The following is a 19959-nucleotide window of genomic DNA, read 5'->3' on the forward strand; positions in this document are numbered from 1 at the left end:
GGCGCGTCTCTGTCCCGCCAGTTCGTCGTCACTGATCGTGCGCTAAACCATGCGCGCTCCGCTCGACGTCGCGATCATCGGTGCGGGCGTCGCGGGACTTGCGGCCGCGACGCTGCTGACGCGTGCCGGTCATCGCGTGGTCGTTCATGAGCGCTTCGAGACGTCGCGGCCGCTCGGTTCGGGCCTGATGCTGCAGCCAACCGGTCTGGCGGCTCTGGACCGGCTCGGACTTCGCGGTTCGATCGAGGCGCTAGGCGCGCGCATCGGGCGCCTACACGGCATCACCGAACGCGGTGGCACGATCTTCGATCTGCTCTATGCCGACCTTGCGCCGGAATTCTACGCAATCGGCATTCACCGTGCCGCGCTGCACGGTGAATTGTGGGCTGCCTTCGCGCGATCGGGCGCGGCGCTGGAAACCGGCAGGCTTATCGTCGATATCGAGGCGCGCGCCGACGGGCGCTCGTCGCTACAAGACGAAGATGGCCGCAGCGGACCAGGCTTCGATCTTGTCATCGACGCATCAGGGGCGCGGTCGCGTTTCCGTCCGCTGGTGTCGCAAGCGGCCGCGCAGGATTTCAGCTACGGCGCTGTATGGGCTGCAGTCCCCGATATCGGCATCGCCGACGGCCAACTGGCGCAGCGTTACGTCGCTGCACGGATCATGATCGGCTATCTGCCGGTCGGCCGCGCGTTGCCCGGCGGGCCGCCGCTGGCGGCATTGTTCTGGAGCCTAAAACCCGGAGATTATCCGCAATGGCGCGATGGTTTCGAACCATGGCGCGAACAGATCGTAAAATTGTGGCCTGCGCTTGCGCCGGTCGTTGCCGGCTTAACCAGTCCAGATGACCTCACGCTGGCGACTTATGTGCACTACACGGCACGAAAGCCGTTCAAGGGCGCGCTGGCCCTGATCGGCGATTCAGCGCACGCCACGTCGCCGCAACTCGGCCAGGGCGCCAACAACGGATTGCTCGACGCACTGGCGCTGGCCGATGCGCTTGCGTCTTGCACCGATGTGCCATCGGCACTCGCGCGTTACGCACAGGTTCGACGCGCTCATGTCCGTTTCTATCAGCTGGCGAGCCGAGTGATGACACCGTTCTTTCAGTCGGATTCCGGCACGCTGGCTTTGGTGCGTGACCTCACCTTTGATCGCGCCGCGAAGTCGCCTTATCTACGCCGACACATGCTGCACACACTTGCGGGTCTCAAGACCGGTATTTTAACGCACCGCTTACCCAGTGATCTGGCCGGCGATTCCGCTGTCGGCTTCGACCAGGCTGCCAATGCAGCCATTTGAACGCAGCGTGTTGCTGGTCGGAGCCACAGGCGCTTTCGGCGAGCGGCTTGCGGCAGGTCTCATCCGGTCCGGCATCGCCGTGATCGCGGTCGCGCGCAACACCGCGCGGTTGGAAAAACTCGCTCAGCAGCTCGGCACGCAAATATCAATCGAGGCCTGCGAGCGCAGCCGCATCGACACGCCGTTCTTGAATGCCCTCCGTAGCCGCTATCCCGGTGTCTATGCCGTCGCAGACTCGTCCGGCCCGTTTCAGGCCAGCGACGATCGCTTGCCTCGCGCGGCCATCGGTGCCGGCCTTCACTATGTCGACCTTGCTGATGCCCGCGATTTCGTAGGCCATATCGGCAACCTCGACCAGGATGCCCGCTCGGCGGGGGTTGCCGTATTGTCAGGCGCAAGTTCGACGCCCGCACTGTCGCATGCGGCCCTCGACAGGTTGTTGGCCGACGCGCGCGCGGTCATCTCGATCGACGTCAGCATTGCGCCGGGCAACCGGGCTCCACGCGGGCTGAGCGTGGTCAAGGCCATCCTCTCCACGGTAGGCCAACCGGTCCGCGTGTTTCGCAGCGGTCGCTGGAGTGAATATGCCGGCTGGAGCCTTGGCAAAAAGGTGACGTTGCCTGGCATTGGCAGTCGTCCTGTCGCATTATGCGAAACGCCTGATCTCGATCTCCTCGTCTCGCGCTATCATCCCAAGGCAGATGCCATCTTTCGCGCCGGTCTTGAACTCGGTCTATTGCACTACGGCGTTGCCGCTCTCGGACTGTTCGTCCGTCTCGGCCTTATCAAGACGCTCACCCCATTGGCACGACCGCTGCGCGCTATCGCCGATCTTCTAAAGCCCTTCGGCTCCGACCGCGGCGGCATGCGGATCGATGCACTCCTCATCAACGACAAAGGCGATCTTGCACGTCGGGTCTGGACGCTATCGGCAAATGCAGGCGTCGGCCCCTATATCCCGACGTTACCGGCGCTCGCGGCGCTGAAGATGCTCGCTGATAACAGTCTATCGTGGCGCGGCGCTGCGGCATGTGCCGGCATCATTCCGTACGACGTCATTGCTGCTGAGTTTGCCCATCACGGCATCACGGCAGAGCAATCCGAGACGGCGGCGCCACCGCCTCTAATGAAACGACTGCTCGGCGCCGACTATGACACTTTGCCTGCCGCCATCCGCGATAGCCACGACGTGAGTGGCGTTCTCGTGCTCGAAGGCCGTGCCGATGCGACCAGTCCTGATGGGATCATCACTGCTATGTTTTCACGCGTATTTCGCTTTCCGCGCGGCGGCACGAACATGCCGCTGCGCGTAGAAATGCGCAGCGAGAACGACGGGTCGGAAACCTGGACCCGGATCTATCCCGATGTGACGATGCGCTCGAACTTGCGCAACGTCGATCCGTTCACGCATTGTCTGGACGAGGTGTTCGGGCCAGTCGCCATCAGACTGGAATGGAAAGCGACGGATTCGAATCTGACGCTGCACATCGTCGGTGCACGGCTTCTCGGACTTCCCTTGCCGTCCATCCTGCAACCCCGCTCCAGCGCCCGCGAAAGCGTGGACAACAACGGCCGTTTCCATTTCGATGTGGATATCGCGATGCCATTGGTTGGCTCGATCGTCAGATACAAAGGGTATTTGACCCCCGCCGCGCTAAGCCAGGCAGCCTTTCCGGTAACTGGGAACCACTAAACATAACTATCATGAGGCCGCCCAAGCCGCATCATTCGTGACGGAACGGTGTATAGTTGTACTGTCAATCGAATGGCGAATTGCGCGCCGTGACGGCGACGATATCCTCCCCAGTACATATTATAAATTATAACAAGAATAATTTCCCAAAAACATAGCTCCATTTCAGCTGATATGCAGGCGCGCCATGGGGTCATTCAAAGGCAAGCATTTTCAGACCGCGTTGTCGGCCATCGAAAGCATTGCCAATGCCGCCTCCATGTCTGCGGTTGGCGATGTCGTGGCCGCTACGGCCAAGTCGTTCGGCTACAACCACATCTGCTTTCTGGCCTCGACCGGCGTCAACCAACCGTTCGAAGATCGCGTGTTGCTGAAAGTATGGCCCAAGCCATGGGCCGAACAATATAGCGCGTCCAATTTCTATGCCTCGGATCCCGTTGCGCCGCGGATCCGCCGGCAACCCGAGCTGTTCACCTGGTCCGACATCCGGCTCGATGAGGTCAGCCCGATATCACGGACCATCATGGAGATCGCGTCTGTCGATTACGGATTGAAGTTCGGCCTCTGCGCACCGGTGCACGGCATGAACGGCTATCAGGCCGGCCTCTCGCTGGCAGGCTACGAAGTCGAAAATACCGAGGACGCGCACGGCGCCATCGAGCTCGTCACCATGTATGCGTTCAACCGCTTTGCAACGCTTCGCTCTCATCAGCGTGCGAAGTTGATCGCCCTCACCTTGCGGGAACGCGAGGTCGTCAGCTGGGTCGCTGCCGGAAAGACCGCCTGGGATACGAGCGTCATTCTCGGTATCTCCGAGGATACGGTGAACAAGACCGTCACCGCTGCCATGCACAAGTTGAATGCGCATACGCGCGCGCAGGCCGTGGCCGAAGCGATCACACAAGGACTGATCGCTTTCTGAATTGTCAATCCCCTGCCCACGGAATATCGCGACCAAACTCATCATGAGAACCCTCCACGCAGACGAGCGTGGAGAGCTTTTTATGATCGAGGTCATTCACAGCGGTAATGCTGGGCAGTTCGGCGATCTCCTGGACAAGCAATTTCGGTTACGGCACGAGGTCTTTGTCGGAGAGCGCGGCTGGACCGCCTTCGATGTCGATGGCGAGCACGAGAAAGACCAGTATGACGATGATGCCGCCGTCTATCTGGTCGCGGCCGACGACGCAGGCACTGTCGCAGGCGGCTTCCGGCTCTATCCAACCGTCTTGCCTCACATGCTCAGCGAGAATTTTGCGCAGCTTGTCGATGGCGCGCTGATCCAGCGCCGCGATGTGTTCGAGCTGACACGCTTTGCCATGCGCAAATCCGAACGCCGCAGCCATCACTATTTCGAACTGCTGCTCGCGATTCAGGAATATGGCCTGATGGAAGGCCTGTCCGGTTTCACCTCGGTCATCAATCCCTTGCGCATCCCGATTCTTCAGGGCTTCGGACTGGAGATCGAGCCGCTGGGATTGCCAGCCATGATCGATGGCGAGGCCACCATCGCCGTGCTGTTTCATGTCAGCGAAAAGTGTCTCGCCCGCGTCAGCAAGAGTGTCGCCATCAAAGACAGCGTCTTTGCACTGCCTCAGACATCCCGGCGGATCGCCTGATGCCGATGTCCCCCAATCAGTTCCAGGTCATTCAGGGCGGCAAGGACAGCGACGAGCTGATCGTCACGATGCTGCAAGCTTTGCGGCTGGCGAACGCATGCGGGTCCGAGACGACCTATGATCTGCTGCGCATGGCGCTGTTGAACGAAGGCGTTCAAYTCGCCAAGGTGCTGGCGGCGCGCTAGGCGAAACACCTGAGGGCGAGATCGGAATATCCGCGCGGGAACGCCTTGCCGCGACGGAGTGCTGGCGTTAAAGAGAGGCCGTGAGGGTGATTGCCCGAGGGCGGCTAGCTCAGCTGGTTAGAGCATCTCGTTTACACCGAGAGGGTCGGGAGTTCGAATCTCTCGCCGCCTACCACCTCCCTTGGCCTCTATGGATCGTTCGATCCCTTCGGCCGCGCCGGCAGTTCCCCAAGATCATGAATCCAGGGCGCGGCTGACCGGCACCAGATCTGGCGTCGTGGCGGCAGCTCGGCGCGCTGGCGGATACTGCCCCAGCGAATACCCCACTCGTTATCCTCAGCCTCCTCGCCACTGGCGAATATCGGCGAGCCGCAGTCCCCGCAAAAGTGCTGCAGCCGGTTGAGACCGTTGTCGCCGCGCTTGACATAGATCTTCGGCGCACCGCCCGTCATCTCGATCGTGTCGGCCGGCGTCAGTACCGTGACGCGATAGGGCGAACCCGTCAGCATCTGGCAATCCGTGCAGTGACAGATCGACACCCGCTGCGGATCGATCGTCGCGCGATAGCTGATGAAGCCGCAGTGGCATTGGCCGTCGATCTGCATCGTCCCGTCTCCCGAACATCTCAAGCAACTGCGATCTTGCCATAAAAAAAACGGCGCCCCGAAGGGCGCCGCTGATTGTTGTCGAGGATATCAGCCTTAGTGGGCCGTCAGACCGCTGCCGGCCTCTTCCGCGCCGTCGGCCTTCACCGGCAGCTTGGTATCCTCTTCCCAGACGATCGCCTTCGGCGCCCGCACCAGGGCGTTGGCGATCACCTCGTCCATCCGGGCGACCGGGATGATGTTCAGCCCGCCCTTGATGGCGTCGGAGATCTCGGTGAGATCCTTGGCATTGTCCTCGGGGATCAGCACCGTCTTGATGCCGCCGCGGGCCGCTGCCAACAACTTCTCCTTCAGACCGCCGATCGGCAGGATCCTGCCGCGCAGCGTGATCTCGCCGGTCATGGCGACATCGTGCCGGATCGGAATGCCCGTGAGCACGGACACGATCGTCGTCGCCATCGCCACGCCTGCGGACGGACCGTCCTTCGGCGTTGCACCCTCGGGCACGTGGACGTGGATGTCGCGCCGCTCGAACAGCGGCGGCTCGATCCCGAAGTTGATCGCGCGCGAGCGAACGTAAGACGCCGCCGCCGAGATCGATTCCTTCATCACGTCGCGCAGGTTGCCGGTGACGGTCATGCGGCCCTTGCCGGGCATCATGACGCCTTCAATGGTAAGCAATTCACCACCGACATCCGTCCATGCCAGACCGGTGACGACACCGACCTGATCGTCGCTCTCGATCTCGCCGTAGCGATACTTGGGCACGCCCAGGAACTCTTCGAGATTCTTCTCGGTGACCTTCACCACCTTCTTCTTCGAGAGCATCAGCTCCTTCACGGCCTTGCGGGCCAGTGTGGAGAGCTCGCGCTCCAGATTACGCACGCCCGCTTCGCGGGTGTAGCGGCGGATCATCAAGAGCAAGGCGTCGTCGTCGATCGACCATTCCTTGGCATCCAGACCGTGCTTGGAGAGCGCGATCGGGATGAGATGCTTGCGGGCGATCTCGACCTTCTCGTTCTCCGTGTAGCCGGCGATCCGGATGATCTCCATACGATCCATCAGCGGGCCCGGAATATTCAGGGTGTTCGCCGTGGTGATGAACATCACGTTCGACAGATCGTAGTCGACCTCCAGATAGTGATCGGCAAAGGTGCCGTTCTGCTCGGGGTCGAGGACCTCAAGCAGAGCCGACGACGGATCGCCGCGGAAATCGGCGCCCATCTTGTCGATCTCGTCCAGCAGGAAGAGCGGATTCGTCGTCTTGGCCTTGCGCATCGACTGGATGATCTTGCCGGGCATCGAACCGATATAGGTCCGGCGATGTCCGCGGATCTCCGCCTCGTCGCGCACGCCGCCGAGCGACACGCGCACGAACTCACGTCCGGTCGCCTTCGCGATCGACTTGCCGAGCGAGGTCTTGCCGACGCCGGGAGGTCCGACGAGGCACAGGATCGGCCCGCTCAGCTTGTTGGCGCGCGTCTGCACCGCGAGGTACTCGACAATGCGGTCCTTGACCTTCTCGAGCCCGTAGTGATCGTCGTCCAGCACGGCCTGTGCCGCAGCGAGGTCCTTCTTGACCTTGGACTTCTTGCCCCACGGAATCGACAGCAGCCAGTCGAGATAGTTGCGCACGACGGTCGCTTCCGCGGACATCGGCGACATCTGGCGCAGCTTCTTCAGCTCGTGCTGCGCCTTCTCGCGGGCTTCCTTCGACAGCTTGGTCTTGGCGATCTTCTCTTCAATGTCGGCCAGCTCGTCACGACCTTCGTCGTCGCCGAGCTCCTTCTGGATCGCCTTCATCTGCTCGTTGAGATAGTACTCGCGCTGCGTCTTCTCCATCTGGCGCTTGACGCGCGAGCGGATGCGCTTCTCGACCTGCAGCACCGAGATCTCGCTCTCCATCAGCCCAAGCACCTTCTCCAGGCGCGCGGTGACGGACAGCGTTTCCAGGATGCCCTGGCGATCCGCGATCTTGACGGCGAGATGCGACGCGACCGTGTCGCCGAGCTTGGCGAAGTCAGTGATCGCCTGCACGACGCCGACGACTTCGGCGGAGATCTTCTTGTTGAGCTTCACATAGCTCTCGAAGTCCGAGACAACCGAACGCGACAGTGCTTCCGCCTCGACGCTCTTCGCATCGGTATCGGCCAGCGCGACTGCGGTCGCTTCGTAATATTCAGTGCGATCGGAATACTTCTCGACCTTGGCGCGCTCAAGCCCTTCCACCAGCACCTTCACGGTGCCGTCGGGAAGCTTCAAAAGCTGCAGCACGCTGGCGAGCGTACCGATCTCGTAAATCGAGTCCGGCGATGGATCATCGTCCGACGCATTCTTCTGCGTGGCGAGCATGATGAGCGCATCGTTCTTCATCACCTCTTCGAGCGCGCGGATCGATTTCTCGCGGCCGACGAAGAGAGGCACGATCATGTGCGGGAAGACGACAATGTCGCGCAGCGGCAACACCGGATAGGAGTGGCTTTCGCCGTGAACAATGGTTGGCCGGGGTTTGGAGGCAGTCATGGCCCATTCCTTTTGCTGTGCCCCCTTGCAAGCAGTCCGCCCGATGGCGCAACCGCACAAGGTGCCGATTTTCCGTCTTTGCTCGGCCGTCTCAGGCTCTACGTGTCCGGATCGTTATGGCGAATCTTGAGGGAGATTTTGTGTTCGCCGAGAGCATTAGGTGGCTATGGGCCGGGGGGGTGTCAAGTCGCGGAAATACCCATGAACAAGGGCGGTTTACAGAGCGTAGCAGCAATAAAATAGGCGGCTGCCGATCACCGGCAGCCGCCTATTGAACTTAAGTCGATGGGCCCGAAAGCCGCGTGGATCAGGCGCTTGCGCTGCTCTCCGCGGTCCGGTCCGAACGGTCGGCGTAGATGTAGAGCGGGCGAGCCGTCCCATCCACAACCTCCTTGGAGATGACGACTTCCTCGACACCTTCCAGACCGGGCAGATCGAACATGGTTTCGAGCAGAATGCTCTCCAGGATCGACCGCAGACCACGTGCACCGGTCTTGCGTTCGATAGCCCGGCGGGCCACCGCACCCAGCGCCTCATCGGCGAAGGTCAGCTCGATGTTCTCCATCTCGAACAGGCGCTGGTACTGCTTGACCAGCGCGTTCTTCGGCTCGATCAGAATCTTCTTCAGCGAGGTCTCGTCGAGATCCTCAAGTGTCGCGACCACTGGCAGACGGCCGACGAATTCGGGGATCAAGCCGTACTTCAGCAGATCTTCCGGCTCGACATGTCGGAAGATTTCACCGGTGCGGCGATCTTCGGGTGCCAGAACCTGCGCTGCGAAGCCGATCGAGGTGGTCCGTCCACGCGAGGAGATGATCTTCTCGAGGCCCGAGAACGCACCGCCGCAGATGAACAGGATGTTCGTCGTATCCACCTGCAGGAATTCCTGCTGCGGATGCTTGCGACCGCCCTGCGGAGGCACGGAGGCAACGGTGCCTTCCATGATCTTCAGCAGAGCCTGCTGCACGCCCTCACCCGACACGTCACGGGTGATCGACGGATTGTCCGACTTGCGCGAGATCTTGTCGATTTCGTCGATATAGACGATGCCGCGCTGCGCACGCTCGACATTGTAGTCGGCAGCCTGCAGCAGCTTGAGGATGATGTTCTCGACGTCCTCACCAACATAACCGGCTTCGGTCAGCGTCGTCGCGTCGGCCATCGTGAACGGCACGTCCAGAATGCGGGCGAGCGTCTGCGCGAGCAGCGTCTTGCCCGAACCGGTCGGACCGATCAGCAGGATGTTCGACTTCGCGAGTTCGACGTCGTTGTGCTTGGTCTGGTGGTTGAGGCGCTTGTAGTGGTTATGCACCGCGACCGAGAGAACCTTCTTCGCATGGAACTGACCGATGACATAATCATCGAGCACCTTGCAGATTTCCTTCGGCGTCGGAATGCCGTCGCGCGACTTGACCAGCGAAGACTTGTTCTCCTCGCGGATGATGTCCATGCAGAGTTCAACGCATTCGTCGCAGATGAAGACGGTAGGACCCGCGATCAGTTTGCGAACTTCGTGCTGGCTCTTGCCGCAGAACGAACAATACAGCGTGTTCTTGGAGTCGCTGGTACCGACCTTACTCATTCCTATCTCCGTCCGCCGTTCGATCTTTGTCTGCCGGTCGCCCAGTTACGGGACATATCCCGTAGATAGAGCAAAATCCGTACCAAAAAAGACCTCGTTCCAGAATGCCGCTCGAATCACGGCTCACTCGAATCCCCGCGATACTAACCGATCCGCATCAGCGAACCATGCTGACAGCCGATGATCAAGAATTCGCTAATCGGCTCCATCGCCTGGAGCGTGACAATAGCGTGATTTGCGGCATTTGCGCGGGAGAACCCCGAAAATTGGGGAACGTTGCGTGAATGACGCCACCCGACCAGCACGAAAGCGGAACTCTCGCGTCTGCTGGCGTCGGCACATAGTACCAATTCGGGAATAACTTGATCGATATGGCTGGCTTGGGACAGGCGGCGCGCGGGCGCCGTCTGTCTCGGTCTCGATATGTTCGCCGAAACGGCGTTGTTTAGGCCGGCTTCGCCGGGGTCGATTCTTCAGCGCGCTTGTCGATGACCTTGTCGATCAGCCCGAAATCCTTCGCCTGATCCGCCGTCATGAAGTTATCGCGCTCGAGCGCGTTGTGAATGTCCTCGTAAGCACGTCCCGTGTGCTTCACATAGATCTCGTTGAGCCGGCGCTTCAGGCTCTCGACTTCCTTGGCATGGATCAGGATGTCGGTGGCCTGGCCCTGGAAGCCGCCTGACGGCTGATGAACCATGATGCGGGCGTTCGGCAGCGCAAAGCGCATGTCCTTTGCGCCAGCCGTCAGCAACAGTGAGCCCATCGACGCGGCCTGACCGACGCACAGCGTCGACACCGGCGGACGGATGAACTGCATCGTGTCGTAGATCGCCAGACCCGACGTCACCACGCCACCGGGCGAATTGATGTACATCGAGATTTCCTTCTTCGGATTCTCGGCTTCGAGAAACAGAAGCTGGGCAACGGTCAGCGTCGACATGCCATCTTCGACCGGACCGGTCACGAAGATGATGCGCTCCTTCAGAAGGCGCGAAAAGATATCGTAAGCCCGTTCGCCGCGGTTGGTCTGTTCGACCACCATCGGGACGAGGTTCATGTAGGTTTCTACCGGATCGCGCATTGATCACCCGAAAGGTTGGAGGAGACACACGTCCATCGGCAAGACTGGAACCGGTTACGGTTTGCCGGGAGAGGACGAACGTCCCGTGATGCAGGAACAACAAACAGAGCCCACAGATATGGACCAATCGAGCGGCAACAAGACCACCGGTCCACATGCCACCCTGAACCTCAGTTCAAGCCGATTCGGACGGCCACCGCAAAGCGCTGGAGCCCTTTTGGAACCTGTTTCGAGCGGTATCCTTAACGTCAAAACGCCGGCTGGAGGACCCGGCCGGCGCTTCTTTTAACGTCTTCTAAGAAGAAGCGGCTCAGGCCGCAGTCTTCTCGTCCTCGTCCTTGTAGAGGTCGTCCTTGGACACCTTCTTCTCTGTCACATTGGCCAGTTCGAGGATGAAGTCGACGACCTTGTCCTCGTAGATCGGTGCACGAAGCTGGGCCAGCGCGTTGGGATTGCTGCGGTAAAAGTCCCACACTTCCTTCTCGCGGCCCGGCATCGAGCGGGCGCGCTCGATCACGGCACGGCTGACCTCGTCATCGCTGACGGTGATCTTGTTCTTCTCGCCGATCTCCGAGAGCACGAGACCGAGGCGCACGCGGCGATCGGCGATCTTGCGGTACTCTTCCTGAGCGGCTTCTTCGGTGGTGTCCTCATCGGCGAAGGTCTTGCCCGACGATGCCATCTCCTGCTGGATCGAATTCCACATCAGCTTGAACTCCTCGTCGACCAGCGACGGAGGCGCATCGAACTTGTGGGTCTCGTCGAGACGGTCGAGCAGCAGGCGCTTGACGCGCTGGCGCGTCGCACCGGCGAATTCGGCAACCAGACGCTCGCGTGCGGCTTCCTTGAGCTTGTCGAGGGACTCGAGGCCGAGGGTCTTGGCGAACTCGTCGTCGATCACGGTGTCGACCGGCGATTCCACCTTGGCCGCAGTGGTCTCGAACTCGGCAGCCTTACCGGCCAGCGTCTCGCTCGCATAGTTGACCGGGAACGACACCTTGAGGGTGCGGGTCTCGCCGGCGGCGATGCCGATCAGCTGATCCTCGAAGCCCGGGATGAAGGTGTTGGAGCCGATCGCAACCGGGATCTCCTCGCCGGTGCCGCCCTCGAAGGCGACGCCGTCGATGGTGCCCTTGAAATTGACCGTAACGCGGTCGCCTGACTCGGCCTTGCCGGTCTTCTCGGTGAACGAACGGTTCTGGTCGGCGACGCGCTTGATCGCTTCATCGACGTCCGCATCGGTCACTTCGGCCACCGGCTTCTCGAAGGTGAAGCTCTTGAAGTCGGCGAGCGCGATCGGCGGCACGACTTCGATGGCGACGGTGTAATTAAGGTCCGACTTGCCCGACAGGATGTCTTCGACTTCCTTCTGCTCGGTCGGCATCGTGATCTTCGGCTCGGAAGCGAGCTTGAAGCCACGCTCGGTGAAGATCTGCGTGTTGGTGTCGCGGATCAATTCATCGACGGTCTCGGCGGCAACCGAGCGACCATAGAGACGCTTCAGGTGACCGACGGGAACCTTGCCCGGGCGGAAGCCGTTGAGCTTGACCTTGCCCTTCATGTCATCGAGGCGCGCATCGACCTTGGCTTCGATGTCGGCAGCCGGCACGTTGACCGAGAACTCGCGCTTCAATCCCTCGGAGAGGGTTTCATTCACCTGCATGGCGTCAATCTTCTTCCCGCTTGGTCCGGCCCAATGGCCCGGACATTGTAAATCTGTGCGGCATCAGGCCAGAGCCTGCGCCGGTGGTGCGAACTGTCTCTGCAAGGCCAACCTTGCGGAAACACGTCCGAAAATCGTCATGGTCAAACGCTATGTGCGCTTGGTGCGGGCGGAGGGACTCGAACCCCCACAACTTTCGTCACTGGAACCTAAATCCAGCGCGTCTACCAATTCCGCCACGCCCGCGAAAAACATCATGTCCGGCCGCGATGTCGCGAGCGGCGGGCTTATAACATGGGGACCGTGGTTCGCAGCAAAAAAATGGTCACATAGCGGCTTACTTGCCGCAGCCCCGGCAACTGGACTTTGGCGCGGCAAAATGGTCGGGATTTGGGCATGACGAACCGCTTTCTCCCCCTTACGCGCCGGACCCTGCTTGCAGGCGCCGGGAGCGCGTTGATCGCCCCGATTCTGTCCCGGGTCAGCCTCGCGCAAGCCGTCGCCGCGCTGGAGCTACAGGCCAAGGCTGATCCCTTCCCGGTGAAGCCCGGCGCCTCCGCTGAGGCCTGGACCCTCCATTCGCCCCAGAAGGGTCCGCTGCGCTTCAACCGCGGCGACGAGATCACAGTTCAACTCGCCAATCAGCTGCCTATCTCTATCGTCTTGAACTGCCGAGGCATTAACGGCTTGTCCGGGATCGGGCCGCTGCTCGACCGCAAGCCGGTCGCGGCCGGGGCCAAGGACGCGTTCAAGCTTCAGATGCGCAGCGCCGGAACGTCGTATCTGGACATGCGCCTGCTCGGCGACGGTCAGGCGCTGCCGTCCCAGGTTCRCAGCCTGGTCGTCCAGGAGAGCGATCCGGTCGAGGTGGACCGCGACGAGGTGCTGCTGATCGAGGACTTCCGCCTCAGGCCGGACGGCAGTCTGCTCGCCCCCGCCAGTGATCCGAAAGACGCCGCCGCGCTGTTCCTGATCAACCGGAAATCCACGCTGGAGCTGTCGGCACGCGTCAATGAACGGCTCAGGCTCCGTCTCATCAATGGCTGCCAACGCAATGTGGTTGCTATGAAATTCGATGATCACGAGGTCCGTGTGATGGCCATCGACGGCCAGCCGTCGGAGCCATTCCCTGCCCGTAACAATCAGGTGGTGCTGGCGCCCGGAACCCGGGTCGACGTCTTCCTCGACGCCGTCAGGCCGGCGGGATCGACCTCGGCGATCCTGCTTCATGACGGCAAGACAGCCCGGCCGATCGGCCAGATCAAAATGTCCAACGATCCGCCGCTGCGGGCCACGCCCCTGCCGGCCTCCGCGCCGCTGCCCTCCAACGGTTTGCCAGCTCAGCTCGATCTCAAGGGGGCGCTGCGCGTCGATATGGCCCTGAGCGCCGTCAGTCCCGAATGGGTGAAGCCGGTCGATCTGTCCGCCAGCACACCGCCGGCATTCCGGACCAAGCCCGGCCGCACCGTGGTGCTCGCGCTGACCAACCGGGCCACCAGCCCGATGGTATTCCAGATCCACGGCCATCACGTCCGCCTGCTCGACAGGCTCGATGACGGCTGGAAGCCGTTCTGGCTCGACACCCTGGCGCTGGACGTCGGCCAGACCCAGCGCATCGCCTTTGCCGCCAACAATGTCGGGCGCTGGCTAATGGAGGCCTTCGTCGCTGACTGGGCCGCCCCGCGGCAGGTCCGCTGGTACGGCGTCGACTGAGAGGTCGTCAGTACTGGATACCGAGCTGGTCGTAGAGCCGACGGAACACCGCCGGCAGCACCTCGGTCAGATCCTCGGCGATCAGCCCCGGCCCGGCCTCGCTGCCGGCCTCGCCATGCATCCAGACGCCGATACAGGCGGCCTCATAGGCCGGAACGCCTTGCGCCAGCAGCGCGCCGATAATGCCGGCCAGTACGTCGCCGGACCCTGCGGTCGCCAGCCATGGCGGCGCATTGGCCGATATGGCGGCCCGGCCGTCCGGCGACGCCACGACCGTATCCGGCCCCTTCAACAGCACGATAGCGCCTGACTCTTGCGCCGCCAGACGAACGCGCTCCAGTTTAGATACTGCTGGATGTTCCACATCCACCTTGCTGAAGATGCGTGAAAATTCACCTTCGTGAGGCGTCAACACGACACCGGATTCCGGGCTGGCCTTGATCAGACCGAACAGCTGCTCGGGCGCCCCCGCGAAGCTGGTCAGCGCATCGGCGTCGAGCACCGCATGTCGCTTCGTGGCAAGGATGGCCTCCACGAACATGCGCGTCCGTTCGCCAACACCGGCCCCGGGCCCGATCACGCAGGCTGACACCTTGCCGCCGATCAGCGCGGCGAACTCTGCCGACGTATCCACCGGCCGCACCATCACCGCAGTCAGCGCGGCGGCATTGACCGTCAGCGCATCGCGCGGCGACGCCACCGTCACCAGCCCCGCCCCGCCGCGCAGCGCAGCGCGGGCGGACAGCCGGGCAGCGCCCGTGGCGGCGATGTCGCCGGAGACAACCACGGCATGGCCGCGCGAGAATTTGTGGCTGTTGATTTTCGGCACCGGAAACGCGTCGGCCCACAGGTCCGGATTGTTCTCGAAGGTCTGCGGGCGGATTTCCGCCAGCACATCCTCATCGATGCCGATGTCGATCACCCGCAGCCGGCCACAATGCACCCGGCCCGGCACCAGCAGATGGCCCGGCTTGGGCCTGAAGAACGTCACGGTCTCCGTCGCCCTGATAGCGCCGCCCATCACGGCCCCTGAATCGCCGTTGATACCGCTCGGCAGGTCGACAGCCAGCACGGGCACGCCGGCCGCATTGATGGCGTCGATCATGATCAGCGGATCGCCCTTGACCGGACGATTGAGCCCAGCGCCGAACAACGCATCGATGATCAAAGCCGGCTGCCCGATCAAGGAGGGATCACAGGGCAGCACCTCACCCTTCCATCCCTTGGCAGCCAGCGCGGCATCGCCCTTCAGCGTCGCCCGGTCGCAGAGCAGGATCACTGAAACGTCACGCCCCTGCGCCGCGAGCTCGGCCGCCGCGACGAAGCCGTCGCCGCCATTGTTGCCACGACCGGCAACGACCAGGATCGCCCCCTCCTCGGCCAGTTCGCCCGCCACATCCGCGACCGCCCGTCCGGCGGCGCGCATGAGTTTGAAGCCTGGCGTGCCCGCCGCAATCGTGAGTTGATCGGCGCGCGCCATCTCGTCGGTCGTTAGAATATCCATCTCGCTTCTCACTACGCCTTTTTGGAAGGCACTCGCGTCACACGCGAACGCAGCAGAGTAAAACTGCACATCGAACGATCACTTTGATCACTATGTAGGCAAAAGTAATCGAATACTCTTGATGCGAACCTCGTCAGGTGCGATGTAATAACCTGATAATGCTTCAAAAATAGCCGAGGAGCGAACTTGGCACGGACCCTGCTTTTAGGGAAGCCAGCTTCGGGTCCGTCGCGCTCACCGGCAAATGTTGAAAGACACCTGTTTAAGAGACAGGGGTGGCCGACCGTCTACCGCATCGGGCGAGATTTCGTCTGTGCGGCGTGGCGGCAGCGTAATAACGCCCGAAATTGGGTATCGAACAGTGTGCGCACAACGCGCAATGGTCAAAGCTACTTGAGGCAAATAACTTGCGGCCTGATTGGAAGTGCCGGGGAGACGTTCAGTGAAAAAGATCGAAGCCATCATCAAGCCCTTCAAGCTGGACGAGGTGAAAGAGGCTCTTCAGGAAGTCGGGTTGCAAGGCATTACCGTCACGGAAGCCAAGGGCTTCGGCCGTCAGAAGGGCCACGCCGAACTTTATCGCGGCGCTGAATACATCGTCGACTTTCTACCCAAGGTGAAGATCGAGATCGTGATTGGCGACGACCTCGTCGAAAAGGCGATCGATGCCATCCGTCGCGCCGCACAAACCGGCCGCATTGGTGACGGCAAGATCTTTGTGTCGAACATCGAGGAAGCGGTGCGCATCCGTACCGGCGAGTCCGGACTCGACGCGATCTGACGGACTGGACGCTCTCCAAGCCGGGTGCTATCCGACATTCAACGCTTCAAGGCGTCACCAAAAAGGCTGCTTCGGCAGCCTTCTGTTGTTGACGGTTTGTCTTGTTGAAAACATGCCGTTGTGACCTGATCGTCACGACAGATTGTTACGTCCCGGAAATCGGCCCGCAAATAAAGGTAGGGAGCCCCATGACGACCGCCAAAGAAGTCCTGCAGTCCATCAAGGACAATGACGTCAAATACGTCGACCTGCGTTTCACCGATCCCCGCGGCAAGTGGCAGCACGTGACCTTCGACGTCTCGATGGTCGATGAAGAAATGTTTGCCGAAGGCACCATGTTCGACGGTTCCTCGATCGCCGGCTGGAAGGCGATCAACGAGTCCGACATGATGCTGATGCTGGATCCGGCAACGGCGACGATCGATCCGTTCTTCGCAGAGACCACCATGGTCATCACCTGCGACATTCTCGAGCCCTCCACCGGCGAGCCCTATAATCGCGACCCGCGCGGCATCGCCAAGAAGGCCGAAGCCATGGTCAAGTCCATGGGCATCGGCGATACCGTGTTCGTCGGTCCGGAAGCTGAATTCTTCGTGTTCGACGACGTCCGCTTTTCGAGCGACCCCTACAACACCGGCTTCAAGCTCGACTCGTCCGAATTGCCGACCAACTCCGGCACCGAATATGAAGGCGGCAATCTCGGCCACCGCATCCGCACCAAGGGCGGTTACTTCCCCGTTCCGCCGCAGGACTCGGTGCAGGACATGCGCTCGGAAATGCTCGGCGCCATGGCGCGCATGGGCGTCAAGGTCGAGAAGCATCACCACGAAGTGGCGTCCGCCCAGCATGAACTCGGTATGAAGTTCGACACGCTGACCTACATGGCCGACCAGATGCAGATCTATAAGTATTGCATCCATCAGGTCGCGCACATCTACGGCAAGACCGCCACCTTCATGCCGAAGCCCGTCTTCGGCGACAACGGCTCGGGCATGCATGTGCACCAGTCGATCTGGAAGGACGGCAAGCCGACCTTCGCCGGCAACAAGTACGCCGATCTCTCCGAGACCTGCCTCCACTACATCGGCGGCATCATCAAGCACGCCAAGGCGATCAACGCCTTCACCAATCCGTCGACCAACTCCTACAAGCGTCTGGTCCCCGGCTATGAAGCCCCGGTGCTGCTCGCCTACTCCGCGCGCAACCGCTCGGCCTCCTGCCGCATCCCCTACACCACCAACCCGAAGGCCAAGCGCGTCGAAGTCCGCTTCCCGGATCCGATGGCCAATCCGTATCTCGCTTTCGCCGCGATGCTGATGGCCGGTCTCGACGGCATCAAGAACAAGATCGATCCGGGTCCGGCCATGGACAAGGACCTCTACGATCTGCCGAAGGAAGAGCTGAAGTCGATCCCGACGGTGTGCGGTTCGCTCCGCGAAGCCCTTGAGAACCTCGACAAGGACCGCGGCTTCCTCAAGAACGGCGGCGTATTCGATGACGACTTCATCGACAGCTATATCGAACTGAAGATGACCGAAGTGATGCGTTATGAAATGACGCCGCACCCGGTCGAATTCGACATGTACTACTCGCTGTAATCCCGTCAGGGATCACGGATTGAGACGATCAGGCGCTCCGGCAACGGGGCGCCTTTTTCGTTGCGCTTCTCCTGGCCGCTATTTGCGGGCCAGCGCCATAGCCGGTTCAGGCGCGTTCGGGAAGCCTATCGCCGCAAGCGCCCTGGCTGCCTCCCCTTCGCTGGTTGCCCACGGCAGCTTCGCGGTGACGCCCCGCGTGACGGGTTCGCCGAGACCCCCGCCGAAATCGATCGGCCACAGACCATTCGGCACCGCCTCCACCGTGACGCCGCGCAGCCGCGTGCCAGCGCCGAGAGGCGACAGATCATCCGGCTGCAGCCGCCGCGCCGTCGATGCATCCCGGGGGTCTGTGAAACTGGCCAGCACCGGCATCAATTCGCCGGTGACCGAAACGGCGCCGGTCTGGCTGCTGACGTCGCGAAAGGCGATCTTGCGCCCCGCCGCCTGATAGGCGCGCATCGCCACGAAATTGGCGCCGTCGAAATCGGCACTGCCCTTGTCGTCATGCAACATCAGCGCGGCGAGGTTCTTGCCGCCGCCGAGATCGACGACCACGGCATCGCCCCGTGACGTCACCTTGCCGGCAGGTTGGTAGCCCCGATAGGGATGCACGGAGACGACATTCGAGGCCGACTTCACGCCGTCCGGCGTCTCGACCTCCATGGTCAGCCGATATTTGTGCGCGGGCCGGTTGATCCTGATCTGATCGCCGATCACCAGGGCAGCGAGCAGTCCGAGCGGACCGACCCATTTCAGCATGTTCATTATTATTGGCCTCCCCCATCGGCCATGCACGATCGCGACGGAGACGTCAAAGCGGCGATATGTCTTGATCCCCGATGCAATTGACGGAACAGTAAAAGTCCAATCAATGCGAAGGATCCACCGTGCCCGCAGAAGCCAATGTCCAGACGCGTAGTGACCTTGCCTGGGCGATCACGGTGGGCGGCATCGCCACGGTGTCCTTTGCGATCCTCATAGGCTTCGCCTGGTACTTCTCGGGAACGCTGTTCCTGATCTTCGCAGGCATCCTGCTTGGCGTAGCGCTCAATGCGCTGACGGAATTATTCGGGCGCTTCATGGGCGGCCCGCATCCCATGCGGCTCGTCATGATCTGCATCGTGCTCGCCGCGATGCTGGTGGGCGTGATGTATCTGGGCGGATCAACCATCGCTAATCAGGCCAAGACGCTGTCCGGCACCCTCAAGTCACAGGTCGTCAACGTAAAGACCTATCTCGAGCAGCACGGTGTCGACACCAGCTATTTCGATTTCAACAGCATCACGTCGGATCCGCCCGCCGAGCCCGGCACGTCGCCCGCTACCTCAACACCGAAGTCCAGCGGCGGTCTGCCGAGTGCCGGCACCATCGCATCATCAGGTGGCGCCATTGTCAGCCAGACACTGAAAATCCTGCTCGGGACCGTCGGCGCGGTCGGCAACTTCTTCATCGTGCTGTTCTTGGGATTGTCGTTTGCCGCACAGCCCAGCGTCTATCGCAAAGGGCTCTTGCACCTGACGCCGCGAAAACATCGCGGGCCGATGACGGTCATCGTCGATCGCATCAGCGACACGCTGCAGCGCTGGCTGATCGCGCAGATGCTCACCATGGTGGTGGTCGGCGCCATTACCTGGATCGGGCTGAAGCTGATCGGGATTCCCAGCGCCTTCATTCTCGGTGTTCAGGCCGGCCTGCTCGCCTTCATTCCCACCGTCGGCGCCCTGCTCGGCGGGTTGATCGTCGTGCTCGCCAGCCTCGCCTCGGGCTGGGTCGCCGCCGCGTCAGCCTTTGCGCTGTTCATGGGCGTACATGCGCTGGAGAGCTACATCCTGACGCCGATCCTGCAGCGGCAGGCGCTGGACATTCCGCCGGCCACGCTGTTCGCGTTCCAGATCCTGCTCGGCGTGGTGTTCGGCGTCTGGGGCCTCGCACTGGCGCTGCCGGTGCTGGCGATCGTGAAAGTCGTCATCGACTTCATGCGCGAAGAGGACGAAGCCTCTACGCAGGATAAGGCGATGGCGGCTTAACCTGATCCCTCATCCCGAGGAGCGCGCCGAAGGCACGCGTCTCGAAGGATGGCCACAGGCTTCGAGCCAAATCCGCTCATGG

At 61.6% G+C, this 19959-nt stretch carries 16 protein-coding genes and 2 tRNA genes; 10 read left to right on the forward strand and 8 right to left on the reverse strand.

Annotation, left to right across the window (positions count from 1 at the left end; all coding sequences use genetic code 11):
* The first annotated feature begins 49 nt into the window (after positions 1–49).
* The 6 genes from AC1DUY_RS03655 to AC1DUY_RS03680 all read left to right on the forward strand — a co-directional run bounded on the left by AC1DUY_RS03655 (position 50) and on the right by AC1DUY_RS03680 (position 4975).
* Positions 50–1303 (forward strand): FAD-dependent oxidoreductase, encoded by a 1254-nt coding sequence (locus AC1DUY_RS03655; protein ID WP_478112285.1) that lies wholly within the window; start codon positions 50–52, stop codon positions 1301–1303.
* Positions 1290–2996, forward strand: coding sequence for a DUF4166 domain-containing protein (locus tag AC1DUY_RS03660; RefSeq protein ID WP_478112287.1), 1707 nt, complete (start codon positions 1290–1292; stop codon positions 2994–2996). The genes AC1DUY_RS03655 and AC1DUY_RS03660 overlap by 14 nt, the downstream gene beginning before the upstream one ends.
* Positions 2997–3183: 187 nt before the next feature.
* Complete coding sequence (locus tag AC1DUY_RS03665; protein ID WP_089264570.1) at positions 3184–3918, forward strand: helix-turn-helix transcriptional regulator; 735 nt, start codon at positions 3184–3186, stop codon at positions 3916–3918.
* A gap of 82 nt (positions 3919–4000) precedes the next feature.
* Complete coding sequence (locus AC1DUY_RS03670) at positions 4001–4615, forward strand: acyl-homoserine-lactone synthase (RefSeq protein ID WP_158596803.1); 615 nt, start codon at positions 4001–4003, stop codon at positions 4613–4615.
* Positions 4615–4800: a hypothetical protein gene (locus AC1DUY_RS03675; RefSeq protein ID WP_478112290.1), complete on the forward strand. Its 186-nt coding sequence runs from the start codon at positions 4615–4617 to the stop codon at positions 4798–4800. Before AC1DUY_RS03670 ends, AC1DUY_RS03675 begins: the two co-directional genes overlap by 1 nt.
* Positions 4801–4898: 98 nt before the next feature.
* Positions 4899–4975: transfer RNA gene (locus AC1DUY_RS03680), tRNA-Val, on the forward strand.
* A gap of 13 nt (positions 4976–4988) precedes the next feature.
* Here the strand turns inward: AC1DUY_RS03680 and AC1DUY_RS03685 are convergent.
* The 6 genes from AC1DUY_RS03685 to AC1DUY_RS03710 form a co-directional block, all read right to left on the reverse strand.
* Positions 4989–5405, reverse strand: a complete 417-nt coding sequence (locus AC1DUY_RS03685; protein ID WP_184516146.1) for a GFA family protein — start codon at positions 5403–5405, stop codon at positions 4989–4991.
* 96 nt (positions 5406–5501) lie between these two features.
* Positions 5502–7928, reverse strand: coding sequence for an endopeptidase La (lon, locus tag AC1DUY_RS03690; protein WP_093758782.1), 2427 nt, complete (start codon positions 7926–7928; stop codon positions 5502–5504).
* A 307-nt stretch (positions 7929–8235) separates the two neighbouring features.
* On the reverse strand, positions 8236–9510 hold the full coding sequence (gene clpX / locus AC1DUY_RS03695) for an ATP-dependent Clp protease ATP-binding subunit ClpX (protein ID WP_089264575.1): 1275 nt from the start codon (positions 9508–9510) through the stop codon (positions 8236–8238).
* A gap of 445 nt (positions 9511–9955) precedes the next feature.
* Positions 9956–10591, reverse strand: coding sequence for an ATP-dependent Clp protease proteolytic subunit (locus AC1DUY_RS03700; RefSeq protein ID WP_089264576.1), 636 nt, complete (start codon positions 10589–10591; stop codon positions 9956–9958).
* Between the two features lie 310 nt (positions 10592–10901).
* Positions 10902–12254 (reverse strand): trigger factor, encoded by a 1353-nt coding sequence (tig, locus tag AC1DUY_RS03705; RefSeq protein WP_478112293.1) that lies wholly within the window; start codon positions 12252–12254, stop codon positions 10902–10904.
* 161 nt (positions 12255–12415) lie between these two features.
* Positions 12416–12500 (reverse strand) — tRNA-Leu (locus AC1DUY_RS03710).
* 150 nt (positions 12501–12650) lie between these two features.
* On the opposite strand from AC1DUY_RS03710, the gene AC1DUY_RS03715 reads away from it, so the two are divergent.
* The gene (locus AC1DUY_RS03715) at positions 12651–13967 is read left to right on the forward strand and encodes a multicopper oxidase family protein (RefSeq protein WP_478112295.1); all 1317 of its coding nucleotides are present in this window, start codon (positions 12651–12653) and stop codon (positions 13965–13967) included.
* A gap of 7 nt (positions 13968–13974) precedes the next feature.
* Here the strand turns inward: AC1DUY_RS03715 and AC1DUY_RS03720 are convergent, their stop codons facing one another.
* Positions 13975–15471 carry an NAD(P)H-hydrate dehydratase gene (locus AC1DUY_RS03720; RefSeq protein ID WP_478112297.1) on the reverse strand — a complete coding sequence of 499 codons (1497 nt, stop codon included), beginning with the start codon at positions 15469–15471 and terminating at the stop codon, positions 13975–13977.
* Between the two features lie 442 nt (positions 15472–15913).
* Between AC1DUY_RS03720 and AC1DUY_RS03725 the strand changes: the two genes are divergently transcribed.
* Positions 15914–16252 (forward strand): P-II family nitrogen regulator, encoded by a 339-nt coding sequence (locus AC1DUY_RS03725; protein ID WP_068730910.1) that lies wholly within the window; start codon positions 15914–15916, stop codon positions 16250–16252.
* A 188-nt stretch (positions 16253–16440) separates the two neighbouring features.
* Positions 16441–17850: a type I glutamate--ammonia ligase gene (glnA, locus tag AC1DUY_RS03730; protein ID WP_068730911.1), complete on the forward strand. Its 1410-nt coding sequence runs from the start codon at positions 16441–16443 to the stop codon at positions 17848–17850.
* 78 nt (positions 17851–17928) lie between these two features.
* Here glnA and AC1DUY_RS03735 read toward each other — a convergent pair whose 3' ends face one another.
* Positions 17929–18615, reverse strand: coding sequence for a hypothetical protein (locus tag AC1DUY_RS03735; protein WP_478112300.1), 687 nt, complete (start codon positions 18613–18615; stop codon positions 17929–17931).
* A 122-nt stretch (positions 18616–18737) separates the two neighbouring features.
* Here AC1DUY_RS03735 and AC1DUY_RS03740 point away from each other — a divergent pair, with 122 nt between their 5' ends.
* A complete protein-coding gene (locus tag AC1DUY_RS03740; protein ID WP_478112302.1) occupies positions 18738–19877 on the forward strand; it encodes an AI-2E family transporter in 1140 nt (379 codons plus the stop codon).
* Positions 19878–19959: the final 82 nt, after the last annotated feature.

It is taken from the genome of Tardiphaga sp. P4_G1, from assembly GCF_056401215.1.